We start from the raw sequence: 17042 nt of genomic DNA on the forward strand, positions 1-17042 counted from the left end.
AGCATGCAAACCGCATGTTAGTGATTCGCAACTATAAGTTTCTGCGCCAAACCGTGCTTTGGGGGGATTCAATGTTGCGCCGGATCGTGTTTGCCGCTTTCGCCAGCCTGCTGCTTGCCGCCTGCGGGCGCGGGAGCGAGGACTTCGCCATCCATGTCGGCCGGCCTGTCGATAGGGTGGCCGCCGCCTTTGACGGAACCGGTGTCGATCCCGAGATTTCAGGTTTGTTCCCAGGCCTGAAAGTGGTTCGCACCCGCCCCGCCAAGAATGAGATCCTCTATACGATTCCCGGCGACGGCGAATTCGAGACGGCGATCAAGCTGACTTTTGAAGGTTCGGAAGACGGCCAGAGCACGGTGATCCATGGCGCGGTCGACGTACCGAGCACTGAAGTGACCTATGACGGCAAGTCGATGGTGATCAGCGAAACCAAGGTTGAGATCATCATTCGCGCGCTGATGCGCTCCGCCGCCAAGAAGCTGGAAGCCGGCAAGTCGATCGAAGAGGAACGCCGCGACTTCTCGCGGATGCTGACGGTTTTGGCGATCATCACCGACAGCAAGAAGCTGCGTCTGGCCCAGGACATCAGCAAATATCCCGAATGGTACATGGCCGGCCTCGGCTGGCTCTCAGGTCTGGGTGAGAGTGGATCCAATCCCTACGGTGAATATGTTGGCGGGGACGATCCCGGCTATGCGGCCCGCCAAGAGGAATACCGTCAGGAAAGCGCCGAGCGCGCCGAACGCGCCCAGGCCGAAGAAAACGCCCGGCCGATGGACGATGCCCAGGGCGACTATGCCGGCCCCAACGAAGAATAGTCTGCGATCGATGCGGAGTATTGTTCCGCTTGCGGCGATCCTGGCCTTGCCCGGCTGCGGCTCTGGCCCGAACGAAGTGACAGGCAGCCGCGCGGTCAACATAACCGAAGCGGCGATGCGGACGCGGATTGCAGCGCTGGCGGCCTGCCCTTCGCCGCTGGACCGGCTCGGCATCGGGCGGATCGCCCCGCGCGTCGCAGCGGCCACACCGGGATCGGCAACGATCCGAATTCCCGCCGCCGAAGATGCCGAAGGCAGCACGATTCGTTTCGACCTCAAACCCTCGGGGGAATCGAGCGGGCTGCTACAAGTGCGCTGGACAATCCGTATCTCTGATAGAGCACACGAGCTGGACCTTGGCGAGGACCGGCTGCTCAACCCGGCGCGATTCGGCAAGGAAATCGACGATGCAATTGGTGATTTTGCCAACTACTATTACGAAGCAGGCCAGCCCGATCAGCCCTATGCTCGCAACAAGCAAGCCCTGAACAAGGCTTGCCGCAAGTTCGGGCGGCTGCTCGATGCCGTGGCGATCTCGACCAATCCGGGCCTCAGGGCCACAGTCGAACGGCAAAAGCGCCGCGATGCTCTGGGCTGGCTGTTTGCCGATAACTATCGGCTCAAGACCCAAAGTCCAGACGAGGCCTATTGGGAAACCGAGCCGGATTACGGCGGGTTTTACGAGAACTAGCCGACCGCCAGCACGATCTTGCCAATATGGGCCCCGGCTTCCATCCGGGCGTGGGCCGCGGCAGCTTCGGCCAGCGGAAAGGCCTGGTCCATCACCGGGCGCAGCTGGCCATCGGCCACCAGGGGCCAGGCAAGCTGGGCAATTTCATGCGCCAGCAGCGTCTTGAACTGGTCCGAGCGCGGCCGCAGGGTCGATCCGGTCAGGTGCAGGCGGCGACGCATCACTTCGGCCATGTTGATGGTGGCCTGCAGCCCGCCCTGGACCGCGATGGTCACGTGCCGGCCATCCTCGGCCAGGCATTTCAGATTGCGCGCGACATAGTCGCCGGCGACCATGTCGAGCACGATTTCGACCCCTTTGCCGCCGGTGATTCGGGCCACTTCCGCGACAAAGTCCTGCGCCTTGTAGTCGATCGCGTGATCCGCACCGATCTGCAGCGCTTCGGCGCATTTGTCGGCTCCGCCGCAGGTGACGATGACGGTCAGCCTGAACAGCTTGCCCAGCATGGTCGCCATCGAGCCGATCCCGCTGGTCCCGCCATGGACCAGGATGGTTTCTCCTTCGCGGGCATAGCCGCGTTCGAACACGTTGTGCCAGACGGTGAACAGCGTTTCGGGCAGGGCGGCGGCCTGGTCGAGCGGCAGACCGTGGGGCACCGGCAGGCAGTGCCCGGCGGGAACCCGGCAATATTCGGCATAGCCGCCGCCGGGGGTCAGCGCGCAGACCGGCTGGCCGAGCAGAGCGGGATCGGTGCAATCGCCCAGCGCGACAACCGTTCCCGAAACTTCCAGTCCGGGAACCGGTGAGGCTCCGGGCGGCGGGGGATAGAAACCCTGACGCTGGATCACATCGGGGCGGTTGACCCCGGCGAAGGCCACCTTGATCAGCACGTCGCCGGCCTGGAGCGCGGGCAGCGGCAATTCCTTCAGGTGGAGAACTTCGGGCCCGCCCGGCGCATCGCAATGCGCGGCACGCATCGTTTCGGGTAACTTTTCAGCCATTTGTCGATCCCCTGTTGCCGAAGGGCCACGGCCAGCGCCCTAGCTGCTTGGCCGGTTGACAGCAAGCGCCGACCGTCCGATTCTGCCCCCCGATGGACGAAGACCTGCCCCGGCCCAAAGGCGATGCCGCCAGTCTGCTGGCGAAGGAGCTGCTCGATCCCTATTCTCAGGACGAGCTGGCCGAACGGATTGCCTTGCTTGAGGCTGAGGTCGCCCGGATCAAGGCGCACCGGGACAAGGTCAGCGCGCACCGAGCCGCCGCCGATGCCCTGTTCAAGCCGCGATCAAGCTGATGAAGCGTGCCGCCCCTTTTTGCTCGGCGGAAGCTTCCCATATAGGTTTGGTTAACCCTGCTTCTTCATATTCTCTGACAGTGCCAAATTCACCGTCCGGAGTGTCTACCCTCCCTTGGAGACCCAACTAGATGCCCAGTTTCGCCCAGAGCCTCGAAAAGACGCTGCATGCCGCGCTGACCAATGCGTCGGACCGCAGCCATGAGTATGCGACGCTGGAGCATCTCCTGCTCGCCTTGATCGACGATTCGGACGCCGCCCAGGTAATGACCGCCTGCGGGGTCGAACTGGGCGAGCTGACCGAGGTGGTCAAACAGTACCTCGATCAGGAATACCAGTCGCTCAAGACCCAGGAAAAGGGCGATCCCTCGCCCACGGCGGGGTTCCAGCGGGTGATCCAGCGCGCGATCCTGCACGTCCAGTCGAGCGGCAAGGACACCGTCACCGGCGCCAACGTGCTGGTCGCGCTGTTTTCCGAACGCGATTCCTATGCGGTCTATTTCCTCCAGCAGCAGGACATGACCCGGCTCGATGCGGTCAGCTTCATCAGCCACGGGATCGGCAAGGGCGGCAAGCGGATCGAGGATCGCAGCCCGCAGGGATCCGAATCCCCCGAAACCCCGCAGCCCGAGGAAAAGGCCCAGGCCAAGGACAAGAAGGATTCGGCGCTCGACCAGTTCTGCGTCAATCTCAACGAACGGGCGATGGCCGGCAAAATCGATCCGCTGATCGGACGCGGACCCGAAGTCGACCGGACGATCCAGATCCTCTGCCGCCGCTCTAAGAACAATCCGCTCTATGTCGGCGATCCCGGCGTCGGCAAGACCGCGATCGCCGAAGGGCTGGCGCGCAAGATTGTCGAAGGCGAAGTGCCCGAGGTGCTGCAGGACGCGGTGATCTATTCGCTCGACATGGGCGCGCTGCTGGCCGGCACGCGCTATCGCGGCGATTTCGAGGAACGCCTCAAGCAGGTCGTCAGCGAGCTTGAGAAGATGCCCGATGCCGTGCTGTTCATCGACGAGATTCACACCGTGATCGGGGCCGGTGCGACCAGCGGCGGGGCGATGGATGCCTCCAACCTGCTCAAGCCGGCGCTCAGCAGCGGGGCGATCCGCTGCATCGGCTCGACCACTTACAAGGAATTCCGCAACCACTTCGAAAAGGACCGCGCGCTGCTGCGCCGCTTCCAGAAGATCGACGTCAACGAACCGACGGTCGAAGATACGATCAAGATCCTCAAGGGCCTGCGGACCGCCTTCGAAGAGCATCACAAGGTCAAATATACCCCCGATGCGATCAAAACCGCGGTCGAGCTTTCGGCGCGCTACATCAACGACCGCAAATTGCCCGACAAGGCGATCGACGTGATCGACGAGGTTGGCGCGATGCAGATGCTGGTGCCGCCTTCGAAGCGCAAGAAGACCATCACCGCGCGCGAGATCGAGGCAGTGATCGCGACCATGGCCCGCATTCCGCCCAAGTCGGTCTCCAGCGACGACCGCAGCGCGCTTGAGCACCTTGAAAAGGACCTGAAGCGGGTCGTGTTCGGCCAGGACAAGGCGATCGAAGTGCTGTCTTCGGCGATGAAGCTCAGCCGCGCCGGCCTGCGCGATCCGGACAAGCCGATCGGCTCGTTCCTGTTCTCCGGCCCGACCGGCGTCGGCAAGACCGAGGTGTCCAAGCAGCTGGCCCAAATCCTGGGCATCCCGATCCAGCGCTTCGACATGTCGGAATATATGGAGCGCCATTCGGTCAGCCGCCTGATCGGCGCGCCTCCGGGCTATGTCGGGTTCGACCAGGGCGGCCTGCTGACCGACGCGGTCGACCAGCAACCGCACTGCGTGCTGCTGCTCGACGAAATCGAGAAGGCTCACCCTGACCTGTTCAACATCCTGCTGCAGGTGATGGACAACGGCCGCCTGACCGATCACCACGGCAAGACCGTCGATTTCCGCAACGTCGTGCTGATCATGACCACCAATGCCGGGGCCAGCGACATGGCCAAGCAGGGGATCGGGTTCGGCGACGTTTCCAAGGCCGATGCCGGCGACGAAGCGGTCAAGCGGATGTTCAGCCCCGAATTCCGCAACCGGCTCGATGCGATCGTGCCGTTCGCATATCTCGGCACCGAAGTGATCGCGCGGGTGGTCGAAAAGTTCGTGCTCCAGCTCGAACTGCAGCTGGCCGAACAGAACGTCCACATCCAGTTCGACAGCGATGCCCGCGAATGGCTCGGCAAGCGCGGCTATGACAAACTCTATGGCGCGCGGCCGATGGCCCGCCTGATCCAGGAGAAGGTCAAGCAGCCGCTGGCCGAGGAACTGCTGTTCGGCAAGCTGCGCAATGGCGGCGAGGTCCACGTCTCGGTCAAGGAAGAAGCTCTCAGCTTCGAACTGACCCCGGCTCCGCCCAAGCTGGACCGAAAGGCCAAGAAGGCCGCCGAAGCAGCGGCCGAGGCGGCAGCCGAGGCCAAGCCAAAGCCAAAGCGCAAGGGCAAGGCGGGGCCAACCACCAATCAAGATCAGAGCTAGCGAAAGAACGAATGGTTTTTCAAAAACAAGTTTCGAAACTGAACAGGTTCGAAAAATCTATTCCGAGGTATTCTGATGGTGAATAGAAGCCCGGTGTTTGTTGACACACTACCTGACTCGGACAATGCTTCGATCGGAGTTGCAATGATCTCGGGGGGGGAATCGATTGCCGCTAATTCTGTACAGCACCATCACGCAGCTAGCTTACCTAATCGGGGCGAGGTTTTATCGCGACGTTCACTATGTTTGGTGTGCGCCGTGCCCAACGCCGGATCGATTTGGAAGAACAAATCCCGCGTCTTCGCATCCGATTAAGTTGTATGACCGGTTTGCGGAAGATGTCCGCAGCGGTGAGAGGCATAGTGCTATGATATCACAGAACAAAATAGGACTGATAAAAGGGGCGGAATCTCGTTTTCGGCAAAATGTCATCGACTCGGATGCCCGAGATAGAATCATAGAAATGGTTAATGCGGCAGATAACAATGAATTCAGCCCGCTTTTATTAGCTATACCCTTTGGATTAGTTAAAAATATTTGCGAGCCCGCACCCGTTTCGGCTTCCGCCAGGCCAACGTCCGAAGAATATATAATTGAAAATTTGCCGAGAAAGAAGTTCGATATCATTCGTTTTGAGGAAGATGCGAGATGACTGTCAAAGTGGATCTTAAAATCGACGACCTTGATAGATCTTCCATTATTGAAACGATCTATCAAGCTTCTCTAGCAGTATCGAAGAGTGGTTATAAAATTGATAGCAACAAGATGACTCCGTCTTATATTTCAAACAGAGATAGAAAGAAAATTGCCTCTACTGTTGCGGAGATTGTGACTCAAATTGAAGGTGCTTCAAATATAAAGCTCGATGATCTTCCGCAAAATCAGCGCGCTAAATTGCTAACTGATCTTTATACCCAGTTGAGCGCTTATATTCTTCGTGGCGCCCCAGAGAATAGTGCCCGTGGCAAGCGTCTTTTGGAAGAGCTGCATAGAGAAAATTAGAGTCGGCGTTCGGCAAGCAGGAAAGTTTTCGTGGATTTGGTGGGCATGCGCCTGCTCGCAACTGATCGCGAGATCGATCCTGCGCAGGACGGGAAGAGAGACCGCTTCAGGATGGTGGTGGTTGCTGTTTCCGATTCAATGGGCCGAGGCAATGACCCGGGTGATCGCCGAAACCGACCTTTCCGACCGTGAAATCGCCGATGCCATGGCCGATGTGCTGGCCCGGATGGCCAAGGGCATGGCGCGGGCCTGATTGCATTTCATGCAAGTGCTGCCTAGCATCGGGTCATGAAGCCCAAACTGCTTTCCACCCTGCCGACCTATACCAGGGCGCAGTTTACCGCTGATCTCTTTGCCGGAATAACCGTGGCGATGGTGGCCCTGCCACTGTCAATCGCCATCGCGATCGCCTCAGGCACCGATCCGGCCAAGGGCCTGGTGACGGCAATCATCGGCGGCTTCCTGATCTCGTTGCTGGGTGGAAGCAGGGTTCAGATCGGCGGGCCGACCGGCGCTTTCATCGTGGTGGTCTATGGCGTGATCGCCACGCATGGTTATGACGGCCTGGTCCTCGCCACCCTGATGGCTGGCGCGATCCTGGTCGTGGCGGGGCTATTGCGGGCCGGCAACCTGATCGCGCTGGTTCCCGAAGCCGTCGTCAATGGATTTACCATCGGGATCGCGATCATCATCGCATCGAGCCAGCTGAAGGATTTCCTGGGTCTGGGCGGCGCCCCCATGCCGGCAGAGTTCATTCCGAAGCTGCAGGCCCTGTGGGCCGCGCGCGGCTCGCTTGCGCCGCTGGCCTTTGGCACCGGGCTCGCCGCATTGATCCTGATTATCGCCATGCGTCGCCTGTTTCCACGCTTTCCCGGCCTGATCGTTGCCATGGCGGTGATTTCCGCGATTGCGGCCTTCGGCCATCTGCCGGTCGATACGATCGCCTCGCGCTTTGGCGAGCTGCCCGCCGGCCTGCCGATGCCGGTACTACCCTCGATAACCTGGGCCCGGCTGGTCGAATTGCTGCCCTCCGCCCTGGTGATCGCCTTCCTCGCTGCGATCGAATCGCTGCTTTCGGCAATGGTGGCTGACCGGATGATCGAGGGCAGCCATCGCCCCAATGCCGAGGTCCTCGCCCAGGGCTGGGCCAACATCGGCTCGGCCCTGTTCGGCGGTCTGCCCGCGACCGGCGCCATCGCCCGCACCGCCACCAATGTCCGCGCCGGAGGAACAACTCCGGTGGCAGGCTTGGTTCATGCCTTGACGATCCTGCTGGTGATGCTGGCTGCGGCACCGCTGGCCGGATACCTGGTCATGCCGGCGCTGGCTGCGCTATTGCTGACGACTGCCTGGAACATGAGCGAGCCGCACAAGTGGCGGTCCTATTGGGCCAGCCCGATCGAGGACCGCATACTGCTGCTGCTGACGCTGGCATTGACCGTGCTGGCCGACCTGACCGTCGCGATTGGCGTGGGAGTGGTTCTGGGGCTCGCGCTAAAGCTGCGCAAAGGGCGCATTGCCGCAGCGGATTGGCATACGCCCGATCGTTAGAGCTGGACCAGCTTGTCGCGCCCAGTTGCGCCGCGCAACATCCGAAGCCGTGACGTCGCCACACCCAGCGCCTCGGCCAGCAGTTCCAGCACCGCTGCGTTGGCCTTGCCGTCCTGCGGCTTGGTCCGGACCTTGATCAGCAGCGCCGCTTCGCCCAGCTCGATGCCCTCCACCCGCGCGCCTGGGGTAACGCGCAGCGCCAGCCGTCCTTCGGCATCGGCCAGTGCGCGGATCGCCTCAGCTGGCGGGAAGTCAGCCTTCGGTTTGGCCATCGTATAGCGCAGCGTGGTGTTTCGCGTTTTCAACGTAGTGCGCGACGCCCATCTGCAATCCGGCGATCATCCGATCGTCGAGATCGCGCATGAAGACTGCGGGCCGCCCCGTCCAAAGCTGGCGCGAGGGGATCCGCTTGCCCGGCGCCAGCAAGGCCCCGGCAGCGAGCATGCCTTCGCGCTCGATCACGCAGCCGTTCATGGTCTGCGCGGCAAAACCGACGAAGCCCTTGTCTTCAATAACAGTGCCATGGATCATCGCCATGTGCCCGATCAGCACATCTTCACCGATCAGCGTCGGGAAACCCTCCGGCGCGCCGGGCTGGGGTCCGTCACAATGGATTACCGTGCCGTCCTGAACGTTGGTCCGCGCCCCGATGACGATCCGCGTGACATCGCCGCGCAGCACGCAGTTGTACCACACGCTGACATCGGGACCGATTTCGACATCGCCGATGATCCGGCAGCCGGGGGCGATGAAGGCGCTATCGTGAATGCGCGGTGTCTTGCCATGGATGGCCATGATGGTGGTGTCGGGTCGATTCATGACTAGTACTTTCCAAGGAAGTTGGCCCAGGTGACATAGGGCAGGATCGAGGCGTGGTCATCGCTCCATACACTGGCTGCCGGAGCAACCGGCTTGCGCCACGGCATTGCCGGAGCAAGCCTAGCCAACTCGTCGAGCCGCGCCGGATCGCGGCTTATCGCCACCCAGGTCGAGCCGGTGAAGGGGCTTTCCTGCGGCGGGGAATCCTCGCGCACCAGTGCATGAAGCCTGCGGCGCTTGACCAGTGCGGCGAGCGCAGGCTCGAGTTCGATGTAACGATTTGAGATATGCACGAACAGGATGCCTTGCGGGGCCAGTGAATCGAAATAGACCCCGAACGCTTCGTCTGTCAGCAGGTGCAGTGGGATTGAATCCGAAGAGAATGCATCGATCGCGAGCAAATCGAAGCTGCCGTGGCGAATCCGGGCGAGATTGATTCGGGCATCGCCCAGCACAACCTGCGCGGCCGGGGCACATGCGCTCAGGTAAGTGAAGCGCCCGTTGCGCGACAGGTCAAGCACGGCCTGGTCGATCTCGAACACAGTCCAGGCCTGCCCCGGCCGGGCGTAACCGGTCAGCGAACCGGTGCCGAGGCCAACCACGGCAAGCCTGGGTCGATACGGGACCAGCCGGTCGGCATTGGCAAAGCCGATCGCTACGCCGGACCCCGGACCATAATAGGACATCGGCAGGCAGCTCAGCGCCGGATCGGTCGATTGCTGGCCATGCAGCGTCGTGCCATGCGCCAGGGTCCTGAGCTTCTGGTCGGGAAAATCCCGAACCGTATAGATTCCGAAATAGCTGCGGGTACGCACACCAATGCGGCTGTCCTCGATTGTCTGGAGGCCGCCCTGCGTCACCATGGCGAGGCCCAGAACCGCCAGCGCCAATCCCCGCCAGCTAACCAGCGCTAGGCCGACCAGCGTCAAGCCGGCGGTCAGCGACCAGGTTATTGCAGCGGCATCCTCTTGTTGATTGAACTCATAAAGAAACCGCGCCAGCGCCCCGGCGGCAAAGACCAAAGCTCCCAGTGCCACGAACTTGAGCGGGGTACTGAGATCCTCGCGCGAACCCCAATCGAGCATGGCCGGCCGCGGCAACAGGGCCGCCGCGGCCAATACCAGCAGCGGATGCTCCCACACCCAGTCGAACAGCAGCGGCGCGATCAGCGCGGTAAACAGCCCGCCGAGCACTCCGCCCACCGACATGGCAAGATAGAACCCGGTCTGCCGCGCGCTATCGGGGCGTAAGTCGTAGAGCCGCGCGTGGAGCGCAACGCAGACGAAGAACAACAAGGCTACGCTGGAGATCACGGGCAGCAGTCCATGCGATCCCTGCGAAACCATCGCCAGGCCGCCGATCGACAGGATCGCCAGCCAGGCCAATGCCGAAATCACCCGCGCCGGACCGCGCCAGTCTGCGAAGGCGATAACGAAGCTCAGCAGGTAGATCCCGAGCGGAATGACCCACAGCAGCGGCATAGCGAAGATATCGGTGGTCAGGTGCGTCGTGGTCGAAAGCATCAGCCCCGAAGGCACGGCGGCAAGTGCGATCCACATGGCCAGGCGGCGGCCCGGGACCGGCGCTTCGGCTGCGGGAGTCGCTTCGCCTGCGGTGCCCAGGCCAGACCGTGCCCGTGCGCAGAGCGCAATCAATCCCAGCAGGAGCAGGTAGCCGGCCGACCAGCCCCAGGCCTGGGCCCGGATCGGCAGGTACGGTTCGAGCAGCAGCGGATAGGCGACCAGCCCGGCGAAACTGCCGAGATTCGATGCTGCATAAAGCGCCCACGGCTCACCGGCACCGGAGTGCAAGGCATACCAGCGCTGCATCAGCGGTGCCTGGGCAGAAACGAGAAAGAACACCGGCCCGATCGACAGCGCCAGCAAGGCCGGAACCCACAACACTTCGGACCCCGGCGTGGGACTGTGCAGATCGACCAACCCAACCGGCAAGGTCACCAAGGCGACCGCGAACAGGATCAGGTGCAACCGGGCCTGGCGCTTTTGTGGCAGGCGCGACAAGCGGTGTGCATACCAATATCCCGCCAGCAGCAGCGCCTGATAGACCAGCATCGCGCTGTTCCAGACATTCGGTGCGCCGCCAAGCCGGGGCAGCGCCATGCGCGCGACCATCGGCTGGATCAGGAACAGCAGGAACGATCCGGTCAGGATCGTCGCCACGAACAAACGGCGCGACGGTCCGGCCGTCGTAGTCACCGGTGCCAGTCCCTGCGGTTTATCCGGTAGGTGACATGGCGGAGCAGTGGGTCGTCTGCTGCAACCCGGGGATGATCGAAATCCTCGTCCACCTGATGGATCATCCCCAGACGCTCCATCACCGCGCGGCTGCGGTGGTTGCCGGTGCTGGTGATCGCGTAAGCGGCCTGGTCGTCGCGATTGGCGAACAGCCAGTCGATCGCCCCGCGCGCGGCCTCGGTGACATAGCCATGGCCCCAGGCATCCCGCGTGATCCGCCAGCCGAATTCGGCCTTGCCGACGATCGGCCCGACTGACCCGCGGATCACCCCGCACCAGCCGATCAGGCGTTCATCCTCGCGGCGGACCAACGCCCAGAAGCAATGGCCATGTTCGGCTTCGATTCCCTGCATCCGGGTAATCAGCGCAGCCACTTCATCGCGGCTCATCACCGGGCCGAGCGTCGCCATGACCTCGGGATCGCTACATACCGCATGGAACGGTGCGATATCCTCCGCTCGCCACGAGCGCATCGCCAGCCGTTCGGTCTCCAGCCGGATCTCAGCCACCCAGCAGCCGTGCCGCATGGGCGGCATGATATGTCAGCACGCCCGAGCATCCCGCGCGCTTGAACGCCAGCAGGGTTTCCAGGACCAGCGCATCGCGGTCTCCGGCTCCGGCAGCAGCGGCGTGCTCGATCATCGCGTACTCGCCGCTAACCTGGTATGCGAATACCGGAACCTCAAAGGTTTCCTTCACCCGGCGAACGATGTCGAGGTAAGGCAGGCCCGGCTTGACCATAACGCTGTCGGCCCCTTCGGCCAGATCCATCTCGACCTCGCGCAGAGCCTCCTCGGCATTGCCAGGGTCCATCTGGTAGGTCTTCTTGTCACCCTTGAGCAGGCCTTTGCTGCCGACCGCGTCACGGAATGGGCCGTAGAAGGCGCTGGCATATTTGGCGGCGTAGGACATGATCTGGACATTGGCATGCCCGGCCTGCTCCAGCGCCTCGCGGATCGCACCGATCCGGCCGTCCATCATGTCGCTCGGCGCGATCACATCAGCCCCGGCGGCGGCCTGGTTGAGGCTTTGCCCGACCAGCACATCGACGGTCGAATCGTTGAGCACATTGCCCGCGCTGTCGACCAGTCCGTCCTGTCCGTGACTGGTATAGGGATCGAGTGCGACGTCGGTTAGCACCCCGATGTCATCGCCGCAGGCTTGCCTGATCGCCTTGATCGCCCGGCACATCAGGTTGTCGGGGTTGAGCGCCTCGGCACCGTCATCGCTGCGCAGCGCCGGTGGGGTGTTGGGGAACAGCGCGAGGCAGGGGATGCCGAGTGCAACCGCTTCCTTTGCCCGGGCCGCGATCAGATCGACCGACCAGCGCGAAACCCCGGGAAGCGAAGCGATCGGCTCTTCCACGCCGGTGCCTTCGGTAACGAACAGCGGCCAGATCAGATCGGCAGGGGTGAGCACCGTCTCGCGGTGCAGCGCGCGGCTCCAGGCGGAGGCCCGGGTGCGGCGGAGGCGGGTTGCGGGATAGGACGACATTTCCGGGTCATAGGCCGGGGGCCGCGCGGCCTCAACTCTTCAATCGATCGATCTCGCGGCGCGGGCTCTGCCCGGCATTGGCCTGGCGCGGGGCCAGGCTGGTCATCGCCGCGCCCGGGGCCACTGCCTTGAGCTGTGCCATGCGGGCCTTGAAGGCGGTCAGTTCCTTCTGATCGACCTGGTTATTGACGGTAAAGCGCACCGACAGCGGGTTGACCACCGTACCGTTGCGGTAAAGCTCATAGTGCAAGTGCGGCCCGGTCGACAGGCCGGTCGAACCGACATAGCCGATAACTTGCCCGGCATTGACCCGTGCGCCGTTGGGCACTGCGATCCGGCTCATGTGGGCATAGGCCGTTGCATAACCGCCGCCATGATCGAGCTTGACGTAATTGCCGTGGCCGCCATGCCAACCGGAGTAGATCACCCGGGCATCGCCGACAGCGTAGATCGGGGCTCCGTGGGGGGCGCCAAAGTCCACCCCGGCATGCATCCGCGTATAGCCCAGCACTGGATGGCGACGCGCGCCGAAGTTCGAAGTCACTCGCCCGCCATAGACCGGCATGATCAGCCCGGTGCGCTGAGCACCCATGCCGGTAGCTTCGAAAAAGATCCCTTCCTTGCCCCAGCGCAGCAGCTGCGCCTTGGACCGGCCGTCGTGCTCCAGCCCGGCGAACAGCAGATCGCCGACCTGGGTTTCGCCGCTGGAGGAGCGACGGTAGGAGACGATGATATCGAAAGTATCGCCCGGCTCGATCGCGGTATCGAGGCTGAGATGCTGGTCGAGCGCCTGCAGATATTGCTGGATCGCCTCGATCGGCGCGCCGGCAGCGCGGGCCGAGCGGTAGAGGCTGGTGCCGACCACGCCGCGAATCCGCAGGGGGGTGTTATCGACCGCGATCGGCTGCTGCGTGATTGCCAATCGGCCATCAATCCGGGTAACCGTCAGGTCGAGATCGAAGCGGGCACGAAAGGCCAGATGCTCCAGCGGTGGCGCCATGCCCGGAGCAGCGGCGGCGCCAAGCCGCAGATCGACCTGAGTGCCGGCCGGGATCGTCCCGACCGGAACAACACCGGCAACCAGCGCCGTGGCCAGTCCGGCATCGGCATCGCTCACCCCGGCGCGCATCAGCATGCGGGCAAAGCTGTCCCCCTGAGCCAGGGTTGCGGTCAGCTGCCGGTTGGTCCTCTCGGGCGCGACAGCGAGCAGCGCCACCGTCTTGGTTGCACCCATCCGCCGGCCGCTGTCGCCACCGAAGGCCAGCGGCTGAATCATCTGGCTGCGAAATTCGTCGCGGGCAACCGTATCGAGTGGCATGGCCGGGGCGGAAGCAATCGCATTGTCGGTCGGCCAGCAGGCCAGCGCGGCAAGACTGAGGCCAAGCAAGGTTGCCAGACCGCGAAACCATTTGGCGCTGCCGATGTCTTCGGCAAGGTCGGGGGCCCAGTCGATGCTCTCAAGCCGTTCGAAGAATGCGTCGCGGTCCTGCCAGAGCTGCGCCAGCCGCAGCGGTTCGGCCCGGCGCTGGCCAAAGCTGCGCGGCGCCGCGGTTGCAGCGCTGACGGCCAGACTGGGCGCTGTTTCGCGCGGCTTCAACAAGGCATGCCCCCAAAGTGCTGCAACACGGGCATTTCCCTGCACCCGGCGTGGTTAATCTTCGCCTAAGACCGCTTCCTTTTTTGGTCCTTGCGATGGGTCCCTTGGGGGAATCTCGGCTTCCCGCCCTTGCCCTCCGCCATGCCGCTTGCCACATCGCTTGTATGGGCACGCGCAACCCCGTCCGGTCGACCCGCCTCAAGGCGGTGCTCGGTCCGACCAATACCGGCAAGACCCACTTGGCGATCGAGCGGATGTGCGCCCATTCGTCGGGCATGATCGGTTTCCCGCTGCGGCTGCTGGCGCGCGAGGTCTATGACAAGGTTTGCGCGATCAAGGGTGCCGACAAGGTCGCACTGATCACCGGTGAAGAGCGGATCGAGCCCAAGAATGCCCGCTATCTGCTATGCACGGCCGAGGCCATGCCGGTCAGCGCCGATCTGGCCTTTGCCGCGATCGACGAGGCGCAGCTCGGCGCGGACCGCGAGCGCGGCCATATCTTTACCGACCGCCTGCTCCACGCCCGCGGCCGCGACGAAACCATGATCCTGGGTTCGGCCACGCTCGAACCGATGGTCAGGGCGCTTTTGCCCGACGCCGAAATCGTCTCGCGCCCGCGCTTTTCGACGCTCAGCCATGCCGGAGCCAGAAAGCTCAGCCGGATTCCACCGCGCAGCGCGATTGTCGCCTTCAGCGCCGAGCAGGTTTACGCAGTGGCTGAAATGCTGCGGCGCTTCCGCGGCGGGGCGGCCGTGGTGATGGGCGCGCTCTCGCCCGAGACGCGCAACCGGCAGGTAGCATTATACCAGAATGGCGAGGTCGATTACCTCGTGGCCACCGACGCGATCGGGATGGGGCTCAACCTCGATATCGATCATGTCGCCTTCGCCGGCCTGTCGAAGTTCGACGGGGTGCGCCAGCGGCGGCTGACGACCTCAGAAATGGCCCAGATCGCCGGGCGGGCCGGACGCCACCAGCGCGACGGGACCTTCGGCACCCTGGCCGGCAGCGGCAGCCACGATTCGGAATTCACCCCGGAAGAAGTCTACGCCATCGAGGAGCACCGCTTTCCGCCGCTGACCAAGCTGTTCTGGCGCGAGGCCGAGCCTGATTGCGCTAGCCTCTCGGCGCTGATCGCGGATCTTTCGCGCCCACCCGAGCGGCCCGAACTGGCTCCGGCTCCCGAAGCGGTCGATCTCGCCGTGCTGCGGAGGCTGGCCGAAGATCCGGAGATTGCCGCGTCGGTGCGTGGGCCGGCGCTGGTCCAGCGGTTCTGGGCGACCTGCTCGCTCCCCGATTTCCGCCAGCATGGTGCGGAGACCCACGCCCGATTCGCGGCGCGGCTGTGGCAGGACCTGCGCCACGGCCAGCTCGGCGGAGACTATGTCGCCAAGGCGATCGCCGATCTCGACAATCCCGGCGGCGATATCGACACGCTGCAGATGCGGATCGCGGCAATCCGGACCTGGGCCTATGTCGCCCAGCGGCCAGACTGGGTGCTTGCCAAGGAGGAGATGGCCGCACGGGCCCGCGCCGTCGAGACCCGGCTGTCCGATGCATTACACGCCCGGCTGACTGAACGGTTCGTCAACCGCCGCACTTCGGTGCTGATGAAGAAACTTGGTCCCGATGCCGGACTGTTGCCGGTAACGCTGGAGGGCGACGAAGTCCGCGTCGATGGCGAACCGATCGGCCATCTTGCCGGGTTCCGTTTCCGGGTCGACCCATTGGCCCGGCTGGCCGACCGCAAGCTGCTGCTAGCCGCAGCCGAGCGCCACCTTCCCGAGCTGCGGGTACGCCGGGCCGAAGCGCTGCTGCAAAGCGGGCTCGAGGCCCTGACGCTCGAAGGCGCAAAACTGGCCTGGGAAGGCGAACCGATCGCCCGGCTTGAAGCGGGGCGCAGCGTGCTCGCGCCGCGAATTCTGCTCGATCTTGCGCTCGATATGCTGCCGGGTGAACTGAAAGGCCGCATTCTTGCAGCACTGGAAGGCTGGCTGGGCACTGCGCTTGGGGCGCTGGCTCCCCTGCGCAAGCTTGAGGTCGCCAGCGCCGAACTGGCCGGCGGGCCGGAACTGCGCGCCTTGCTGATTCGCCTGATCGAACAGGGCGGACTGCTGCCGCGGGCCGATTCGGGGCTTGAGCGGCTTGCCCCGGACCAGCGCGACCGCCTGCGCAAGCTGGGGGTGCGGGTCGGGGCGCTCGACCTGTTTGTGCCCGACATGCTGAAACCTGCGGCGCTGGCGAGCTGGCGGACGCTGTGCGCGGCGCGGGGTAGCGCCCTGCCTGCGCCGGTACCCGGCATGCCACCGGTGGTGGCAACGCCGGGCAAGATGGCAACGCCGCCGGGCTATCGCCGGATCGGCAAGCAGGCGCTGCGGCTCGACATTGCCGAGAAGCTGCTGCGCGCGGCGCACGAAGCGCGCGTGAACGCAAAGGGCCGTCCATTCACGATCGACCCGGCGCTTGCGATCTCAACCGGTCTTGCCACGGTCAGCTATGCCCAGCTGCTCCGGCTCGCCGGGTTCAATGCCTCAGTCCCGCGGCCCTTGCGCGAGGGCGCGTTCGGCCCGCCGCAGCCGGCCAGCTGGCGCTGGCGCCCGGTGCGGCGAGAACCCTCGCCGCCCAGCCCGGCACCGCCGCCGCCAGATCCCGGCAATGCCTTTGCCGCACTGGCGACGCTGGTTCGCTGATGCGGCTCGACAAGCTGCTGTGGTTCCTGCGCCTGGCCAAGACCCGCAGCGCGGCCCAGGCGCTGGTCACTTCGGGGCATATCCGGCTCAACGGCAAGCGGGTGGATCGCACTGCCCAGTCCGTTTCCAGCGGCGACGTGCTGGTCTTGCCCCTGCCCCGCGGGGTCACTGTGATCGAGCTGATCACCCTGCCGGACCGGCGCGGACCGCCCGCAGAAGCGCAAGGGTGTTATCGCGTGCTTGACGCGGCGGGCGGAAATCCCATAGCAGCAGGCAACAACAACGCACCTTAGGGGACCA

17 protein-coding genes are annotated in these 17042 nt (G+C 63.9%); 10 read left to right on the plus strand and 7 right to left on the minus strand.

Annotated features, from left to right (window positions below):
• The first annotated feature begins 71 nt into the window (after positions 1 to 71).
• Positions 72 to 818, plus strand: coding sequence for a hypothetical protein (locus B2V17_RS01155; protein ID WP_292994311.1), 747 nt, complete (start codon positions 72 to 74; stop codon positions 816 to 818).
• A 10-nt stretch (positions 819 to 828) separates the two neighbouring features.
• A complete protein-coding gene (locus B2V17_RS01160) occupies positions 829 to 1509 on the plus strand; it encodes a hypothetical protein (RefSeq protein ID WP_292994313.1) in 681 nt (226 codons plus the stop codon).
• Here the strand turns inward: B2V17_RS01160 and B2V17_RS01165 are convergent.
• Positions 1506 to 2510 carry an NAD(P)H-quinone oxidoreductase gene (locus B2V17_RS01165; RefSeq protein ID WP_292994315.1) on the minus strand — a complete coding sequence of 335 codons (1005 nt, stop codon included), beginning with the start codon at positions 2508 to 2510 and terminating at the stop codon, positions 1506 to 1508. The genes B2V17_RS01160 and B2V17_RS01165 overlap by 4 nt on opposite strands.
• 92 nt (positions 2511 to 2602) lie before the next feature.
• Here B2V17_RS01165 and B2V17_RS01170 point away from each other — a divergent pair, with 92 nt between their 5' ends.
• The 6 genes from B2V17_RS01170 to B2V17_RS01195 all read left to right on the plus strand — a co-directional run bounded on the left by B2V17_RS01170 (position 2603) and on the right by B2V17_RS01195 (position 7887).
• Positions 2603 to 2803 (plus strand): DUF1192 domain-containing protein, encoded by a 201-nt coding sequence (locus tag B2V17_RS01170; RefSeq protein WP_292994317.1) that lies wholly within the window; start codon positions 2603 to 2605, stop codon positions 2801 to 2803.
• Between the two features lie 131 nt (positions 2804 to 2934).
• Positions 2935 to 5334 carry an ATP-dependent Clp protease ATP-binding subunit ClpA gene (gene clpA, locus B2V17_RS01175; RefSeq protein ID WP_292994319.1) on the plus strand — a complete coding sequence of 800 codons (2400 nt, stop codon included), beginning with the start codon at positions 2935 to 2937 and terminating at the stop codon, positions 5332 to 5334.
• Positions 5335 to 5701: 367 nt separating this feature from the next.
• Positions 5702 to 5986 (plus strand): hypothetical protein, encoded by a 285-nt coding sequence (locus B2V17_RS01180; protein ID WP_292994321.1) that lies wholly within the window; start codon positions 5702 to 5704, stop codon positions 5984 to 5986.
• Entirely contained in the window at positions 5983 to 6336 is a 354-nt protein-coding gene (locus tag B2V17_RS01185) for a hypothetical protein (protein WP_292994323.1), read from the plus strand. Before B2V17_RS01180 ends, B2V17_RS01185 begins: the two co-directional genes overlap by 4 nt.
• Positions 6337 to 6457: 121 nt before the next feature.
• Positions 6458 to 6589: a hypothetical protein gene (locus tag B2V17_RS01190; protein WP_292994325.1), complete on the plus strand. Its 132-nt coding sequence runs from the start codon at positions 6458 to 6460 to the stop codon at positions 6587 to 6589.
• A gap of 35 nt (positions 6590 to 6624) precedes the next feature.
• A complete protein-coding gene (locus B2V17_RS01195) occupies positions 6625 to 7887 on the plus strand; it encodes a SulP family inorganic anion transporter (protein ID WP_292994327.1) in 1263 nt (420 codons plus the stop codon).
• Here the strand turns inward: B2V17_RS01195 and B2V17_RS01200 are convergent.
• The 6 genes from B2V17_RS01200 to B2V17_RS01225 are packed head-to-tail and all read right to left on the minus strand — an operon-like array spanning position 7884 to position 14052.
• Positions 7884 to 8159: a DUF167 domain-containing protein gene (locus B2V17_RS01200; protein ID WP_292994329.1), complete on the minus strand. Its 276-nt coding sequence runs from the start codon at positions 8157 to 8159 to the stop codon at positions 7884 to 7886. The genes B2V17_RS01195 and B2V17_RS01200 overlap by 4 nt on opposite strands.
• Positions 8140 to 8706 (minus strand): gamma carbonic anhydrase family protein, encoded by a 567-nt coding sequence (locus B2V17_RS01205; RefSeq protein ID WP_292994331.1) that lies wholly within the window; start codon positions 8704 to 8706, stop codon positions 8140 to 8142. Before B2V17_RS01205 ends, B2V17_RS01200 begins: the two co-directional genes overlap by 20 nt.
• A 2-nt stretch (positions 8707 to 8708) precedes the next feature.
• Positions 8709 to 10922, minus strand: coding sequence for a hypothetical protein (locus tag B2V17_RS01210; protein WP_292994333.1), 2214 nt, complete (start codon positions 10920 to 10922; stop codon positions 8709 to 8711).
• Complete coding sequence (locus B2V17_RS01215) at positions 10919 to 11470, minus strand: GNAT family N-acetyltransferase (protein ID WP_292994335.1); 552 nt, start codon at positions 11468 to 11470, stop codon at positions 10919 to 10921. Before B2V17_RS01215 ends, B2V17_RS01210 begins: the two co-directional genes overlap by 4 nt.
• Positions 11463 to 12455 (minus strand): porphobilinogen synthase, encoded by a 993-nt coding sequence (gene hemB, locus B2V17_RS01220; RefSeq protein ID WP_292994337.1) that lies wholly within the window; start codon positions 12453 to 12455, stop codon positions 11463 to 11465. The genes B2V17_RS01215 and hemB overlap by 8 nt, the downstream gene beginning before the upstream one ends.
• Positions 12456 to 12486: 31 nt before the next feature.
• On the minus strand, positions 12487 to 14052 hold the full coding sequence (locus B2V17_RS01225) for a M23 family metallopeptidase (RefSeq protein ID WP_292994339.1): 1566 nt from the start codon (positions 14050 to 14052) through the stop codon (positions 12487 to 12489).
• 164 nt (positions 14053 to 14216) lie between these two features.
• Between B2V17_RS01225 and B2V17_RS01230 the strand changes: the two genes are divergently transcribed.
• Positions 14217 to 16742, plus strand: coding sequence for a helicase-related protein (locus B2V17_RS01230; protein ID WP_292994341.1), 2526 nt, complete (start codon positions 14217 to 14219; stop codon positions 16740 to 16742).
• The gene (locus B2V17_RS01235; RefSeq protein WP_292994343.1) at positions 16742 to 17035 is read left to right on the plus strand and encodes an RNA-binding S4 domain-containing protein; all 294 of its coding nucleotides are present in this window, start codon (positions 16742 to 16744) and stop codon (positions 17033 to 17035) included. Before B2V17_RS01230 ends, B2V17_RS01235 begins: the two co-directional genes overlap by 1 nt.
• Positions 17036 to 17042: the final 7 nt, after the last annotated feature.

This window comes from Novosphingobium sp. UBA6272, assembly GCF_002440635.1.
Taxonomy (GTDB): Bacteria; Pseudomonadota; Alphaproteobacteria; order Sphingomonadales; family Sphingomonadaceae; genus Novosphingobium.

Bases quoted from the DNA above. Each gene is read 5' to 3' on its own strand.
- B2V17_RS01170 (WP_292994317.1), top strand. From the start codon at position 2,603: ATGGACGAAGACCTGCCCCGGCCCAAAGGCGATGCCGCCAGTCTGCTG.
- B2V17_RS01165 (WP_292994315.1), bottom strand. From the start codon at position 2,510: ATGGCTGAAAAGTTACCCGAAACGATGCGTGCCGCGCATTGCGATGCG.
- B2V17_RS01230 (WP_292994341.1), top strand. From the start codon at position 14,217: ATGGGCACGCGCAACCCCGTCCGGTCGACCCGCCTCAAGGCGGTGCTC.
- B2V17_RS01195 (WP_292994327.1), top strand. From the start codon at position 6,625: ATGAAGCCCAAACTGCTTTCCACCCTGCCGACCTATACCAGGGCGCAG.
- B2V17_RS01205 (WP_292994331.1), bottom strand. From the start codon at position 8,706: ATGAATCGACCCGACACCACCATCATGGCCATCCATGGCAAGACACCG.
- B2V17_RS01160 (WP_292994313.1), top strand. From the start codon at position 829: ATGCGGAGTATTGTTCCGCTTGCGGCGATCCTGGCCTTGCCCGGCTGC.
- B2V17_RS01200 (WP_292994329.1), bottom strand. From the start codon at position 8,159: ATGGCCAAACCGAAGGCTGACTTCCCGCCAGCTGAGGCGATCCGCGCA.
- B2V17_RS01185 (WP_292994323.1), top strand. From the start codon at position 5,983: ATGACTGTCAAAGTGGATCTTAAAATCGACGACCTTGATAGATCTTCC.
- B2V17_RS01155 (WP_292994311.1), top strand. From the start codon at position 72: ATGTTGCGCCGGATCGTGTTTGCCGCTTTCGCCAGCCTGCTGCTTGCC.
- B2V17_RS01235 (WP_292994343.1), top strand. From the start codon at position 16,742: ATGCGGCTCGACAAGCTGCTGTGGTTCCTGCGCCTGGCCAAGACCCGC.
- B2V17_RS01180 (WP_292994321.1), top strand. From the start codon at position 5,702: ATGATATCACAGAACAAAATAGGACTGATAAAAGGGGCGGAATCTCGT.
- clpA (WP_292994319.1), top strand. From the start codon at position 2,935: ATGCCCAGTTTCGCCCAGAGCCTCGAAAAGACGCTGCATGCCGCGCTG.
- hemB (WP_292994337.1), bottom strand. From the start codon at position 12,455: ATGTCGTCCTATCCCGCAACCCGCCTCCGCCGCACCCGGGCCTCCGCC.